10 protein-coding genes and 2 riboswitches are annotated in these 14,260 nt (G+C 67.2%); of the genes, 3 read left to right on the forward strand and 7 right to left on the reverse strand.

Annotation, left to right across the window (positions count from 1 at the left end; genetic code table 11):
• Nucleotides 1-3,228 carry an efflux RND transporter permease subunit gene (locus AC30PD_RS01060; RefSeq protein WP_489533780.1) on the forward strand — a complete coding sequence of 1,076 codons (3,228 nt, stop codon included), beginning with the start codon at nt 1-3 and terminating at the stop codon, nt 3,226-3,228.
• A gap of 42 nt (nt 3,229-3,270) precedes the next feature.
• Here the strand turns inward: AC30PD_RS01060 and AC30PD_RS01065 are convergent, their stop codons facing one another.
• A complete protein-coding gene (locus tag AC30PD_RS01065; RefSeq protein WP_489533781.1) occupies nt 3,271-4,488 on the reverse strand; it encodes a polyhydroxyalkanoate depolymerase in 1,218 nt (405 codons plus the stop codon).
• A 108-nt stretch (nt 4,489-4,596) separates the two neighbouring features.
• Here AC30PD_RS01065 and AC30PD_RS01070 point away from each other — a divergent pair, with 108 nt between their 5' ends.
• On the forward strand, nt 4,597-5,346 hold the full coding sequence (locus tag AC30PD_RS01070) for a glutathione S-transferase family protein (protein ID WP_489533782.1): 750 nt from the start codon (nt 4,597-4,599) through the stop codon (nt 5,344-5,346).
• A 30-nt stretch (nt 5,347-5,376) separates the two neighbouring features.
• Here AC30PD_RS01070 and AC30PD_RS01075 read toward each other — a convergent pair whose 3' ends face one another.
• The 6 genes from AC30PD_RS01075 to gcvT all read right to left on the reverse strand — a co-directional run bounded on the left by AC30PD_RS01075 (nt 5,377) and on the right by gcvT (nt 12,483).
• Nucleotides 5,377-5,796 carry a cupin domain-containing protein gene (locus tag AC30PD_RS01075; RefSeq protein WP_489533783.1) on the reverse strand — a complete coding sequence of 140 codons (420 nt, stop codon included), beginning with the start codon at nt 5,794-5,796 and terminating at the stop codon, nt 5,377-5,379.
• Nucleotides 5,797-5,881: 85 nt separating this feature from the next.
• Entirely contained in the window at nt 5,882-6,487 is a 606-nt protein-coding gene (locus AC30PD_RS01080) for a diguanylate cyclase domain-containing protein (protein WP_489533784.1), read from the reverse strand.
• A gap of 117 nt (nt 6,488-6,604) precedes the next feature.
• Nucleotides 6,605-7,996 carry an L-serine ammonia-lyase gene (locus tag AC30PD_RS01085; RefSeq protein WP_489533785.1) on the reverse strand — a complete coding sequence of 464 codons (1,392 nt, stop codon included), beginning with the start codon at nt 7,994-7,996 and terminating at the stop codon, nt 6,605-6,607.
• Nucleotides 7,997-7,999: 3 nt separating this feature from the next.
• Nucleotides 8,000-10,909: an aminomethyl-transferring glycine dehydrogenase gene (gene gcvP / locus AC30PD_RS01090; RefSeq protein ID WP_489533786.1), complete on the reverse strand. Its 2,910-nt coding sequence runs from the start codon at nt 10,907-10,909 to the stop codon at nt 8,000-8,002.
• A 10-nt stretch (nt 10,910-10,919) separates the two neighbouring features.
• Nucleotides 10,920-11,294, reverse strand: a complete 375-nt coding sequence (gene gcvH / locus AC30PD_RS01095) for a glycine cleavage system protein GcvH (protein WP_489533787.1) — start codon at nt 11,292-11,294, stop codon at nt 10,920-10,922.
• A gap of 46 nt (nt 11,295-11,340) precedes the next feature.
• Complete coding sequence (gcvT, locus tag AC30PD_RS01100) at nt 11,341-12,483, reverse strand: glycine cleavage system aminomethyltransferase GcvT (RefSeq protein ID WP_489533788.1); 1,143 nt, start codon at nt 12,481-12,483, stop codon at nt 11,341-11,343.
• Nucleotides 12,484-12,552: 69 nt separating this feature from the next.
• Nucleotides 12,553-12,664, reverse strand: a riboswitch (glycine riboswitch).
• An 8-nt stretch (nt 12,665-12,672) separates the two neighbouring features.
• Nucleotides 12,673-12,798: riboswitch (glycine riboswitch) on the reverse strand.
• Between the two features lie 39 nt (nt 12,799-12,837).
• Here gcvT and rlmD point away from each other — a divergent pair.
• Complete coding sequence (gene rlmD / locus AC30PD_RS01105) at nt 12,838-14,211, forward strand: 23S rRNA (uracil(1939)-C(5))-methyltransferase RlmD (RefSeq protein WP_489533789.1); 1,374 nt, start codon at nt 12,838-12,840, stop codon at nt 14,209-14,211.
• Nucleotides 14,212-14,260: the final 49 nt, after the last annotated feature.

The following is a 14,260-nucleotide window of genomic DNA, read 5'->3' on the forward strand; positions in this document are numbered from 1 at the left end:
ATGTGGTTCACCCGCGTTTCCATCAACAACCCCGTCTTCGCCACCATGGTGATGGCGGCGTTGTGCGTGCTCGGCCTGTTCTCGTACAGCCAGCTGCGCGTCGAGCGGCTGCCCGACATCTCGCCGCCGATCGTGTTCGTGAGCGTGGCCTACCCGGGCGCTTCGCCCGAGGCGGCAGAGACCGAACTCACCCGCCCGATCGAACTCGCGCTGAACGGCATCGCCGGCGTGAAGATGATCCGCTCGAACAGCCTCGAAGGCAGCAGCCAGACCGTCGTCGAGTTCCAGCTCAGCGCCGACATGAGCCGTGCCGTGCAAGACGTGCGCGACAAGGTCTCGGCATTGCAGCCGAGCTTTCCGCGTGACGCGAAAGCGCCGTACATCTCGCGCTTCGATGGCGACAACGCCGAACCCACGGTTTACCTTGCGCTCGTAGCGCCCGAGCGCAGCGCGCGCGAGCTTTCACTGCTGGCCGACCAGGTCGTGCGCAAGCGGCTAGAGCGTGTCGGCGGCGTCGCCAAGGTCGACGTGAGCGGCCTCACCGTGCGCCAGCTGCGCATCAACCTCGACCCGCAGCGCCTGCGCGCCTACCAGCTCACGCCGGCCGACGTGTCGGCGGCACTGCAGCGCGCGAATGCCGACGTGCCGGTCGGCCTGCTCAGCAGCGGCAAGGAAGACGCGCTGGTGCGGGTAGAAGGCCGGGTGCGTGACCCGAAGGCTTTCGCCGATGTGGTGGTGGCCAACCGCGGCAGCCTGATCGTGCGGCTCGGTGACGTGGGTGAGCTGATCGAGCGTGAACAGGAACCGACCTCGATCGCGCGGGTCGACGGTGTGCCCTCGGTCTCGTTCCAGGTCTTCAAGCAGCAGGACGCCAACATCGTCGAGACCGGCGAAGGCATCAAGCAGGCGACCGAAGAGCTGCGCAAGAGCCTGCCCACCGGCGTGGACCTGCGGCTCGTCTACGCCGACAGCGACTGGGTGCGCGACTCGCTCAGCGGCGTCAAGCGCACGCTGGTCGAAGGCGCGCTGCTCACGATCGCGATCGTGTTCCTGTTCCTGCACAGCTGGCGCAGCACGATCATCACCGGCCTCACCTTGCCGATCTCGGTGATCTCGGCCTTCATCGCCGTGTATGCCTTCGGGTTCACGCTGAATTTCATGACGATGATGGCGCTGAGCCTGTGCATCGGCCTGTTGATCGACGACGCGATCGTGGTGCGCGAGAACATCGTGCGCCACATCCACATGGGCAAAGACCACCACCGCGCCGCCAACGACGGCACCAACGAGATCGGCCTGGCGGTGATGGCCACCACCTTCGCGATCTGCGCCGTGTTCGTGCCGGTGGCTTTCATGAAGGGCATCATCGGCAAGTTCTTCTTTCCGTTCGGCATCACGGTGGCGGTCGCGGTGCTGGTGAGCCTGTTCGTCAGCTTCACGCTCGACCCGATGCTCTCGAGCATCTGGAAAGACCCGCCGGTCAACCGCCTCGGGCGCGTCTGGGGCCTGGGCCACTTGATGCGCGCGACCGACCGTCTGCTCGACGTGATGCACGCGGTGTATGAACGGTTGATCCACTGGGTCTTCGCGGGCCGGCGCCACCGGATCTGGGTGCCGCCGATCCCGGCCTTCGGGCGGCCGTTCGACGCCAGCGGCCAGCGTGACAAGAGCCAGCCACGCCGCCTGCGCTTCGCCACGATCACGCCGCGCGCGATCGTGCTGTGCGCGGGCCTCGCCAGCTTCGTCGGTGCGCTGGCGCTGGCGCCTCTGGTCGGCAGCGAGTTCATCCCCGATGCCGACAACAGCTACATCTCGCTCAACGTGCGCATGCCGGTGGGCACGAGCCTGACACGTGGCGACGAGAAGATGAAGCAGGTCGAAGACCTGGTGCGCGTGATGCCCGAGGTGCGCCTGATGTCGACCCAGGTGGGCGATGTGGACGGCAGCCGCAATGTCGGCAAGCTCACGCTGCAACTCACCAAGCCGAGCGAGCGCAAGCGCTCGCAGAAAGAAGTGGAAGAAGCGATCCGCAAGGCGATCGCGCCGATCCCGGGCGCCGACGTGTCGATCGGCAACCGGCCGATCTTCGTTTCGCTGCTCGGCCCCGACCCGAAGGTGCTCGACGCCGAAGTGCTGTTGCTGGCCGAGAAGATCGGCAAGATCAAGGGCATCACCGACCTGGAAACCTCGGTCAAGCCGGGCCTGCCGGCCTACGCCGTGCGGCTGCGGCCCGACGCGGTGCGCGAACTCGGGCTCACGCCGACGACGCTCGCGACCAGCCTGCGCAGTTTTGTGAACGGTGACGTGGCGACCTACTGGACCGCACCCGACGGCGAGCAGGTCGAAGTCGAACTGCGGCTGCCGCAACTGCTGCGCGAGAACGTGGCCCAGCTCGACAACCTGCCGGTGGCCTACGCGAAAGACGGCACGCCGATCGCGCTCTCGCGCGTGGCCGACGTGGTGAGCGTGGTCAACCCCGAAGTCATCAAGCGCCAGGACCTGCAGCGCCGCCAGGCCGTCTACGCCGGCGTGACCGGCCGACCGAGTGGCGACGTGGGCGCCGAGGTCAAGAAGGTCGTCGAGAACACGCAGTTGCCACCGGGTTACCGTTTCGACCAGGGCGGGCAGTCGCGCGAGCAGGCTGAGGCTTTCAAGGGCATTTTGCTGGCGCTGGTGGCCGCCGTGGTGTTCATCTACATCGTGCTGGCGTCGCAGTTCGGCAGCTTCCTGCAGCCGTTCGCGATCATGGCGTCGCTGCCGCTGGCGCTGATCGGCGTGATGCTGGCGCTGCTCATCACGCGTTCCACGCTGAACCTGTTCTCGATGATCGGCCTGGTGATGCTGATGGGGCTGGTGACGAAGAACGCGATCCTGCTGGTCGACTTCGCCAACCAGGCGCGCAGGAACGGCATGAGCACCGCCGAGGCGCTGTTGCAGGCCGGCCTGGTGCGCATGCGCCCGATCATGATGACGACGGCGGCCATGGTCTTCGGCATGTTGCCGCTGGCGCTCGCGCTCGACGAAGGCGGTGAACTGCAGGCGTCGATGGGCCGCGCGATCATCGGTGGCGTGATCACGTCGACGCTGCTCACCCTGATCGTGGTGCCCGTGCTCTACAGCTACCTCGACGGGTTGGCAGCGTGGTCGAAGCGGCGCTTCGGCACGCCGCACGAAGCCACATCGGCGGGTGGCGCGATGCCAGAGCAGATGCCGGCGGCCAAGGATTGATCGAACACCGACTGCGGCGCGCTGCGGTCGGGGTTGCTGTCCTTACTGGGAAATGTGGATCACATCCCTGACGATGGGGTAGATGTGGTTCTGCCAGCGCTTGCCGCTGAACACGCCATAGTGGCCCACGTTCGGCTGCACGTAGTGCGTGCGCATGTAGGGCCGCAGGCTGCTCGCCAGGTCTTGCGCCGCCAGCGTCTGCCCGATGGCGCAGATGTCGTCACGCTCGCCTTCGATCGTGACGAGCGCGGTGCGTCGGATCGCCGCCGGGTTCACCGTGCGGTCGCGGAACTTCAACTCGCCCTTGGGCAAGGCGTACTTCTGGAACACCAGGTCGACGGTTTCGATGTAGAAGTCGGCCGAGAGGTCGGCCACCGCCATGTATTCCTCGTAGAAGGTGCGCGTGATCTCGGCCTTGTCGAACTCGTCGTCGACCAGGTGCTGGTAGTACTCCTTGAAGGCGTTCACGTGCCGGTCCTTGTTCATGCTCATGAAGGCCGAGAGCTGCACGAAGCCGGGGTACACACGCCGCCCGCCGCCGCCATGGCGCCACGGCACGGTGCTGATCAGGTTCTTCTCGAACCACTCGATCGGCTTGGTCATCGCGAGCTTGTTGACGGCCGTGGGGCTGATGCGGCAGTCGATCGGGCCGGCCATCAGCGTCAGGCTGGCGGGGGTGGCGGGGTGCTGGTCTTCCGACATCAAGGCCACCGCGGCGAGCGCAGCCACGCAGGGTTGGCAGACGGCGATCACGTTGGCGTTCGGGCCCATCGCGGCGAGGAAGTGGATGATGTGCTCGGTGTATTCGTCCAGCCCGAAGCGGCCGGCCGCGAGCGGCACGTCGCGCACGTTGTGCCAGTCGGTCACGTAGACGTCGTGGTCCTGCAGCACGGTGCGCACGGTGTCGCGCAGCAGCGTGGCGAAGTGGCCCGACATCGGCGCCACGACCAGCACCTTGGGTTGCTCTGGTGCGCCTTCCTTGCGAAAGCGCAGCAAGGTGGCGAACGGCGTGGTGAAGACCACCTCTTCGGTGACCGGCACGCTCTGGCCCTTGTCGAGCACGCCGTCGATGCGCCAGGGCGGGCGCTTGTGCGTCACCTCGGCCAGTTCGAGCACCTTGCACGCGGCGGCCACCTGCCGCGTCGACGCTTGCGCCGAAAGGCCGAAGGCCGGGTCCTGCAGCATCGGCACCGACATCTTCGCCAGCGTGCGCAAGGGCCACATCAGATCGGACTGTGCCTGGTAGGCCTGGTACATCATGCTTTCTCCGGTTCTGACTCGTGCCCTTGGCTCTGCAACTAACGCGCCAGCGCGCGTGGCACATCCCTTGCAACCCGGTCTGCCCAAACCCTGCGCCGGAGAGCTGCCATGCCTGTTGCCACACCCGCCAAGAGCAAGACCAGAGCCGCCAGTGCCGCCGCGAAGCCGGCGCCCAAGCCGGCTGCGAAGGCCAAGGCCGGCAAGGCATCGGCCACGCTCACGCTGAGCAGCAAGAACTATTCGTCCTGGTCCTTGCGCGGCTGGTTGATGGCCAAATTTGCGGGGCTCGAGTTCACCGAAGTCATGGTCTCGCCCGACGATGCCGACGCGCGCAAGGAACTGCTGTTGCTGGCGCCATCGATCCGCGTGCCGTGCCTGACGCACGAAGGCGCCAAGGTCTGGAACACGCTGGCGATCGCGCAGTACCTGAACGAGATCAAGCCGAACGCCGGCCTGATGCCCGAAGACCGCATCGCCCGCGCCCATTGCCGTTCGGTCAGCGGCGAAATGAACTCCGGCTTCGCCAACCTGCGCGCATCGTTGCCGATGAACCTGAAAGGCAAGTTCCCCGGCCACAAGGTCTGGGCCGGGGCCCAGCCCGACATCGACCGCATCGTCGAGATCTGGACCGAGTGCCTGGCCACCTATGGCGGGCCGTATCTGTTCGGCAAACAACGTGGCATGGCCGACGCGATGTTTGCGCCGGTGGCCACACGCTTTCTCACCTACGACGTGAAGCTCAACAAGCCCTGCATCCAGTATTGCCAGACCATCATGGCGATGCCCGAGATGAAAGAGTGGGTGGCCGCCGCGAAGCTCGAGCCCGACGACATCGAAGAGCTCGACATGGACTTCTAACGCGCGGCAGCCTGCTGCAGCGCGTTCCGTTCACCAGGGTGTCGGAGATGGCACCGCGCAGGGCGCCGGCACGTCGATCGACTTGAAGTCGGCCGGGCCCACGATCTCGAGGTACTCCATGTCGGGCGAGTAGTCGAACAGGTAGTGCACGATGCCCGGGCGCTGGTGCACGCAGTCGCCGGCTTCGACCAGCGTTTCCTGGTCGCCGTACATGAACTTGGCCCAGCCCTTGGTCATGAACACGATCTGGAACTCCGCTTCATGGCGGTGCCAGCCGGTGCCCTTCTCTGGTGCCATGTTGGCCTTGACCAGATGCGCGATCACGCGGCCAGAGGTCGCGTCGGCGACACCCAGGTCCTTGTAGAGAAAGAAGTCGCGCAGGCCTTCGCTGCGCCAGGGTGTGTCGGCGGGTTTGACGTGCGAGAACTTGGTGGTGGTCTTGTCCAACATGGGGCTGCCCTCCTGCGCTGAGTCGATGTGCAGGTGCAGCATGCATAAGGCGTTCCAACGCGCAGGCGGGCGCGCCGCTGCTTTTTCAGAGCCCCATCTGGCCGGTGGTGATCACGGTGGTGGCGGGCCAGACTTCGGAGTCGGCCCAGGCCTGCGGGATCGAGTCGCCGTCGACCTCGACGGCCCATTCGCGCGTCTTCAGCGCCGCGGCACGCTGCCGCGCCGAACGCATCCTGAAGTCGGCCAGTTCGATCAAGGCCTCGGGCCCCCACGAACTGGCCGGCGGGTTGGCGGCCAGGCCCACGCTGACGACGATGTCGGAGGCCACGTGCATTTCACTCAGCGCCTGGTCGATGGGCTGCTTCAGGCGCTCGGAAAACGCCGCAGCGACGCCGAGGTGCGCCTGCGCGAGCAGCACGGCCAATTCGGTATCGGCGGTGCGCACCAGCACGTCGATCGAGCGCAACCGCGCATTGAGCACCTTTGACAGCTTGGAGGTGACCGGCTCCAGAATGCGTTCGCTCAGATGTGAGCTGCCGGGCGCGAGACAGACCTCGAGCAGCACCATCGCCACCTGACCCTGCGGCGCGTTGGTGTGAGCGAACTCCGAGGCGTGCTGCGTCTGCTCGTACAGCATGCGTCGGCCGGAAGGGCCGAAGATGGCTGTGTGATCACGGGGCTGGCGGGACATGGGCTGCAGGCGGCCGGAGACGGGGCGAAGAAGGTGCGGCATTGTCCGAACGGAGCTCGGTGCCGGTCAAGCACTGAAGTGAGTGTAGTGGTGGCGGCGTCGCACCCGGTTCGGCTCTCAGCACTCCACGATGTTCACCGCGAGCCCGCCTCGCGCTGTTTCCTTGTATTTGCTCATCATGTCGGCGCCGGTTTCGCGCATGGTCTTGATGACCTTGTCGAGGCTCACGTGGTGGGTGCCGTCGCCCCGCAGCGCCATGCGGGCGGCATTGATCGCCTTGACCGAGGCGATCGCGTTGCGTTCGATGCACGGAATCTGGACCAACCCGCCGACCGGGTCGCAGGTGAGGCCCAGGTGGTGCTCCATGCCGATCTCCGCGGCGTTTTCGACCTGCGCGGGCGAGCCGCCGAGCACGGCGCACAGCGCGCCGGCCGCCATCGAACAGGCCACACCGACCTCGCCCTGGCAGCCGACCTCGGCGCCGCTGATCGAGGCGTTTTCCTTGTAGAGCAGGCCGATGGCCGCGGCGGTCAGCAGAAAGTCGATCACGCCCTGGTCAGTCGCTGACGGCACGAAGCGGGTGTAGTAGTGCAGGACGGCCGGCACGATGCCGGCGGCACCATTCGTCGGCGCCGTGACGACACGCCCGCCGGCGGCGTTTTCTTCGTTCACGGCCAGCGCGTAGAGGTTCACCCAGTCGAGCACCTGCAACGGGTCGCGCAGGGCCGCTTCGGGGTTGGCGCAGAGCTGGCGGTGCAGGTCGGCCGCGCGGCGCCGCACCTTGAAGCCACCCGGCAGCACGCCGTCGGTCTTGCAGCCTCGCACGACGCAGGCCTGCATCACGGCCCAGATCTTGAGCAGGCCGGCGTCTATCTCAGCATCGGTGCGCCAGTGGCGCTCGTTGCGCCGCATCAGCTCGGCGATGCTGCAACCATGCTGCTCCGCGAGCGCCAGCAATTCGGCACCGCTGTGGAAGGGATGCGCGAGCACGGTCGTGTCGGGTGCGATCACCTTCTGCAGGCTGCCGTCGTGCGCGACCTCGTCGCTGACGACAAAGCCGCCGCCGACCGAGTAGTAGGTGCGGGTCAGCAACTCGGCGCCAGCGGCGTCGAAGGCCGTGAAGCGCATGCCGTTGGCATGGAAGGGGAGGGTTTCGCGGCGGTAGAAGACCAGATCGATCTTCTCGTTGAAGCCGATCTCGTGCTGGCCGAGCAGCGCGATCCGCTTGGCCTCGCGCATCTGCTTGAGCTGGGCCGCAATGCCCTCCACGTCGACGGTGTCGGGCTCGCCGCCGGCGAGGCCGAGCAAGACGGCCTTGTCGCTGCCGTGCCCCTTGCCGGTGGCACCGAGCGAACCATAGAGCTGCGAGCAGACCCGCGCCGTGGTGGGCAGCAAGCCGTCATGCTGCAGGCGCAGCGCGAACAAGCGCGCGGCCCGCATCGGCCCGACCGTGTGCGAGCTGCTGGGGCCGATGCCGATCTTGAACAGGTCGAAGACCGAAACAGCCACGGTTCAGCTCTCGTACGCGGACAGCGGAGGGCAGGAGCACATCAGGTTGCGGTCGCCCCAGACGTTGTCGACCCGGCCGACCGGCGACCAGTACTTGTTGTGCCGCAGCGCCCGCACCGGGTAGGCCGCTTCCTCGCGCGAGTAGGCGTGGGGCCAGTCGGCTTTCAGCAAGGCCTCGGCGGTGTGCGGCGCGGCTTTCAACGGGTTGTCTTCCTTGGGCCAGGCGCCGGACTCGACCTTCGCGATCTCGCGGCGGATCGCGATCATCGCGTCGCAGAACCGATCGAGCTCCTCGCGCGACTCGCTTTCGGTCGGTTCGACCATCAGCGTGCCGGCCACCGGGAAGCTCAGCGTCGGCGCGTGGAAGCCGTAGTCGATGAGCCGCTTGGCCACGTCTTCGGCACTCACGCCGGCCGCCCCGCCGGTCGCTTCTTTCAACGGCCGCAAGTCGAGAATGCACTCATGCGCGACGCCACCGCCCTTGATGCCGGCGATGTTGCCGCTGTAGTGAACTTCGTAGTGGTCGGCCAGGCGTGCCGCCACGTAGTTGGCCGACAGGATCGCGGTTTCGGTCGCCGCCGTGAGCCCTTCGGAACCCATCATGCGCATGTACATCCAGCTGATCGGCAGCACGGCGGCGTTGCCCAGTGGCGCGGCCGAAACCGCACCCACCTGCAATTCGGTGCCGATGCCCGCCGATCGGTGTGCAGGCAGGTAGGGCACCAGGTCGGCGACGACACAGGTCGGCCCCACGCCCGGCCCACCACCGCCGTGCGGGATGCAGAAGGTCTTGTGCAGGTTCAGGTGGCTCACGTCGCCACCGAACTCGCCCGGTGCGGCCACGCCGACCAGCGCGTTCATGTTCGCGCCGTCGACGTAGACGCGCCCGCCATGCTGGTGCACGAGCGCGCAGATCTCTTTCACCTGCGTGTCGAACACGCCATAGGTCGAAGGGTAGGTGATCATGATGCAGGCGAGTTGCGTGCTGTGTTGCGTGCACTTCGCTGCCAGATCGGCGAGGTCGATGTTGCCTTCGTCGTCGCACTTCGTCACGACGACCTGCAAGCCGGCCATCTGCGCGCTCGCCGGGTTCGTGCCGTGCGCCGATTCGGGGATCAGGCAGATGTTGCGATGCGCTTGCCCACGCGCCTCGTGGAAGGCCTTGATGACGAGCAGGCCGGCGTATTCGCCTTGCGAACCGGCGTTGGGCTGCAGGCTCACGCCGCTGTAGCCGGTGGCCTGGCACAACCAGGCTTCGAGTTGAATGCGCAGCTGCTCGTAACCCGCGAGCTGGTCGACCGGTGCGAAAGGGTGGATGTTGGCGAACTCCGGCCAGGTGATCGGGATCATCTCGCTGGTGGCGTTCAGCTTCATCGTGCACGAGCCGAGCGGGATCATCGTGCGGTCGAGCGCCAGGTCCTTGTCAGACAAACTGCGGATGTAGCGCAGCATCGCGGTTTCGGAGTGGTGACGGTTGAAGACCGGGTGCGTCAGGAAGGCGCTGCCGCGGGCCAGCACTTCAGGGATCAGCGAGCCGATGCCTTTTTCGAACGGCGCGAAGTCGGGCAGCGCCAGGCCACCGGCGAAGAGCTTCCACAACGTGACGATGTCGTCGCGTGTGCTCGTTTCATCGAGCGTGATGCCGATGCTGGTGGCCGAAGCGCGGCGCAGGTTGAAGCCGTGCTCGCGAGCCGTTTGCAGCAGCGTTTCGGTGCGCGCGCCGGTCGAGACCTGCACGGTGTCGAAGCCGCCCGCGTTCGGCAGCGTGCAGCCGAGCTGCTGCAGGCCTTTCGCCAGCACCGCCGCGTAACTTGCCACGCGGCGCGCGATGCGCTTCAGGCCCTCGGGCCCGTGGTACACGGCGTACATGCTCGCCACCACGGCGGGCAGCACTTGCGCGGTGCAGATGTTCGACGTGGCCTTCTCTCGCCGGATGTGCTGCTCGCGCGTCTGCAGCGCCAGCCGGTACGCCGGTGCGCCGTGCGCGTCGACGCTCACGCCGACCAGGCGGCCCGGCATCGAGCGCTTGAATTCGTCTTTGGTCGCGAGGAACGCCGCGTGCGGCCCGCCATTGCCCATCGGCATGCCGAAGCGCTGGCTGTTGCCGACGACGATGTCGGCGCCCATTTCGCCGGGGGCCTTCAACAGCGTGAGCGCCAGCAGATCGGCCGCCACGATGGCCAGGCCGCTGCGGGCGTGCACCGCGTCGATCACCGGCTGCAGGTCTCGGACCACGCCGTCGACGCCGGGGTATTGCAACAGCACCGCGAACGCGTCGGCGTGGCCCGCCGTTTCCGCCGGGCCGGTCAGCACGGTGACGCCGAGCGGGCGCGCACGCGTCTGCACCACTTCGAGCGTCTGCGGCAGCACGTCGTCGGCGACGAACAGGGTCGTCGACTTGCTCTTGCCGACGCGCATCGCCAGGGTCATCGCCTCGGCTGCGGCGGTGGCTTCGTCGAGCATCGACGAGCCGGCGATCGCCATCCCGGTCAGCTCGCAGACCATGGTCTGGAAGTTGACCAGCGCTTCCATGCGGCCTTGCGAGATCTCGGCCTGGTAGGGCGTGTAGGCGGTGTACCAGGCCGGGTTCTCGAGGATATTGCGCAAGATGACGCCCGGCGTGTGCGTGCCGTGGTAACCCTGGCCGATGAAACTCTTCAGCACGCGGTTGCGGCTGGCGATGGCCTTCAGCTCGGCCAGCGCCGCGGCTTCCGTCAGTGGCTCGGGCAGCGCCATCGGCGCGCCGCGGGCGATCGAGCGTGGCACCACGGCTTCGATCAGCGCCCGGCGCGACGCGACGCCGATCACCGACAGCATGTGGCGTTCGTCGTCCGCGCTCACGCCGATGTGGCGGGCGACGAATTCCGACGCGTCTTCGAGCTCGCGCAGCGGCTTGTGGGCAGACATCAGCATCGAGAACCCTTCAGCTGTTCTTGACGAGCAGGTCGTAGGCCGGCGCGTCCATCAGCTGTTCGAACTCGGCCATGTCGCTCACGTGGACCTTGAAGAACCAGCCGTTGCCCAGCGGGTCGGTGTTGGCGAGCGACGGGTCGTCGCGCAGCGCTTCGTTCACTTCGACGATCTCGCCGCTGACCGGCATGAACAGGTCGGCAGCCGCTTTCACCGACTCGACCACGCCCGCGACCTCGCCTTGCTTGAAGGTGCTGCCGACCGAGGGCAACTCGACGAAGACCACGTCACCGAGCGCGTCTTGCGCGTGGTGGGTGATGCCGACGGTGGCGGCTTCGTGGTCTTCGATGTTGATCCACTCGTGGTCGTTGGTGTACATGGTCGTCATCGGGGGCTCCTGTGATGCTTCGGTGGACGTTGAAAGTGGCGGGCTGTCAGCCCCGGAAGTAGTGGTGCGGCGTGAACGGCATGGGTGTCACGCGCATCGGCTGGGCCTTGCCACGCACGTCGGCGTAGACCTCGTGGTTCGGCAGGGCGTGGTTGGCGGCGAGATAAGCCATCGCGATCGGCTGGCCCACCGTGGGAGCGAGCGTGCCGCTGGTGACAACGCCGAGCTTGTGGCCGTGTGCGTCCTTGATGATGGCGCCTTCACGCACCGGCACACGCTCGAGGCCGATCAGGCCGACCCGTTTGGTGGCCGCGCCGGTGGCGAGCTGGCCGTCGATCACCGAGGCGCCGGGGTAACCGCCGTGGCGCGCACCGCCGGCGCGCCGCACTTTCTGGATCGCCCAGGTGAGGGCCGCTTCGACCGGTGTGGTCGTGGTGTCGATGTCGTGGCCGTACAGGCACAGGCCGGCTTCGAGCCGCAGCGTGTCGCGCGCGCCCAGGCCGACCGGGCCCACCTCGGGCTGGGCCAGCAGTTCGCGCGCCAGCGTTTCGGCTTGCGCCGCCGGCACCGAGATCTCGAAGCCATCGTCGCCGGTGTAGCCCGAGCGGGTGACGAAGCAGCCGGCGCCGGCGAGCGTGACGCTCATGCCGGTCATGAACACCAGCGAGGCGACGGCCGGGTTCAGGCGCGCCAGCGCTTGCGCCGCCTTCGGCCCCTGCAGCGCGAGCAACGCGCGTTCGGGCAAGGGCTGCACGGTGCAGCGGTGGCCGATGTTCGTGGTCAGGTGGCGGGTGTCGGCTTCCTTGCAGGCGGCGTTCACGATCAGCAGCAGGTCGTTCTCGGCGCCGCGCCGCGTGATCATCAGGTCGTCGAGGATGCCGCCGTTGCTGTTGGTGAAGAAGGCGTAGCGCTGCTGCCCGTCGGCGAGGCCCTGCACGTCCATCGGCACCAGGGTTTCGAGCGCCTTGGCGGCGTCGTCGCCGGTGAGCCGCAGCTGGCCCATGTGCGACACGTCGAACAACGCGGCCGACTCGCGGCACTGGCGGTGTTCCTTGATGATGCCGGCCGGGTACGAGACCGGCATGTCGTAGCCCGCGAAAGGCACCATCTTGGCGCCGAGCTCGAGGTGCAGCGCGTGCAGCGGGGTCTTTTGCAGGGGCGTGGCGGGCGGGGCTGCGGTGTCGGACATGGTCTTCTCCTGAAGGAGTTCCTGCGAGGGCCATTCAATGAACCGGCGCGACCTCATGATCGCACCGGGAATGCCCTCTCTGTCCGCTTTACCTGAGAGATTGGCAGCGCCGCTCGCGCGGTGGGCTGCTTGCCCCTTCGGTGGGCCCACTCGGGGTGGGCCTCTCTCCAGCGAGGAACGCTTCAAACGAAGCGCTTGCCAGTCCTTTTGCCTGAGCGTTCGAGCCTCGCGTCCACATGCGGGGCCCTGCGCCTTCGGCGGCCCGCCGACCCGTGCCGGGGCACGCATCGTTAGGCTCTCTCCTGACGGCCCGCAGTGTAGCAGCGGGCTTTCACACCGCGATAATCGCGGCCCATGGAATCAGCAAATGTGGCGCTTGAAAAAGCCGTGGTCGAAAAGGAATGGCTGAAGGTCGAGTCGCTCGACCTCGAAGCCCAGGGCGTGGCGCACAACGCGGCCGGCAAAGTGGTGTTCATCGAAGACGCCTTGCCCGGCGAAGAAGTGCAGGTGCAGGTCGGCCGGCGCAAGAACAACTGGGAGCAGGCGACGATCACGGCGCTGCGCCGCGAAAGCTCGCAACGTGTGACGCCGGCATGCCGCTACTTCGGCCACTGCGGCGGCTGCAAGATGCAGCACTTTCACGTCGGCGCACAGGTCGCCACCAAACAACGTGCGCTCGAAGACGCGCTCTGGCACCTGGGCAAGGTCAAGGCCGAGCGGGTGCTGCGGCCGATCGAAGGCCCGGCCTGGGGTTACCGCTACCGGGCGCGCTTGTCGGTGCGTTACGTGGTGAAGAAGGGCAAGGTGCTGATCGGGTTCCACGAGCGCAAGTCGAGCTTCGTGGCCGACATGGAAAGCTGCGAGGTGCTGCCGCCGCACGTGAGCGCGCTGCTGATGCCCTTGCGCGCCATGGTGGCCGCCATGGACCAGCGCGACCGCGTGCCCCAGATCGAACTGGCGATCGGCGATGACGTCACGGCGATGGTGCTGCGTCACCTGGAGCCGCTGACCGATGCCGACCTGTCACGCCTGCGTGCCTTTGGTGGTGAACACGGCGTGCAATGGTGGTTGCAGTCGAAAGGGCCGGACACGGTCCAGCGGCTCGACGGCGGCGGCCCGGAACTGGCCTATGCCCTGCCGGAATTCGGCATCCGCATGCCGTTCAAGCCGACCGACTTCACGCAGGTCAACCCGCACATCAACCGCGTTCTGGTGACGCGTGCCCTGCGCCTGCTGGCCGCGGGCCCGGACGATCGGGTGATCGACTGGTTCTGCGGCCTCGGCAACTTCACGCTGCCGATCGCGACGCAGGCCCGCGAGGTGCTCGGCATCGAGGGCAGCGAGACGCTCGTGCAGCGCGCACGCGACAACGCTGTTCTCAACGGCTCGAGCGCGAAGACGGCGTTCGCCGCGAGCAACCTCTTCGAGCTGACGCCGGCCCTGCTGGCCAGCCACGGCCACGCCGACAAGTGGCTCGTCGACCCGCCGCGCGAAGGCGCTTTCGCGCTCGCGAAGGCGCTGGCCGACATGCACGCCGATCCCGCACTGGCGCCGGGTTATGCGCCGCCGGGCCGCATCGTCTACGTCAGCTGCAACCCGGCCACGCTGGCGCGCGATGCTGGCTTGCTGGTGCACCAGGCCGGGTACCGCTGCACGGCGGCCGGGGCCGTCAACATGTTCCCGCACACGGCGCACGTGGAAAGCATCGCGGTCTTCGACCGGGACTGACAAGGGCGCAGGTTTGCCCGGATCGCTAGCGCCCTGACGACGTTCGATA

Source organism: Rhizobacter sp., assembly GCF_032229685.1.
Taxonomy (GTDB): Bacteria; Pseudomonadota; Gammaproteobacteria; order Burkholderiales; family Burkholderiaceae_C; genus LMDS01.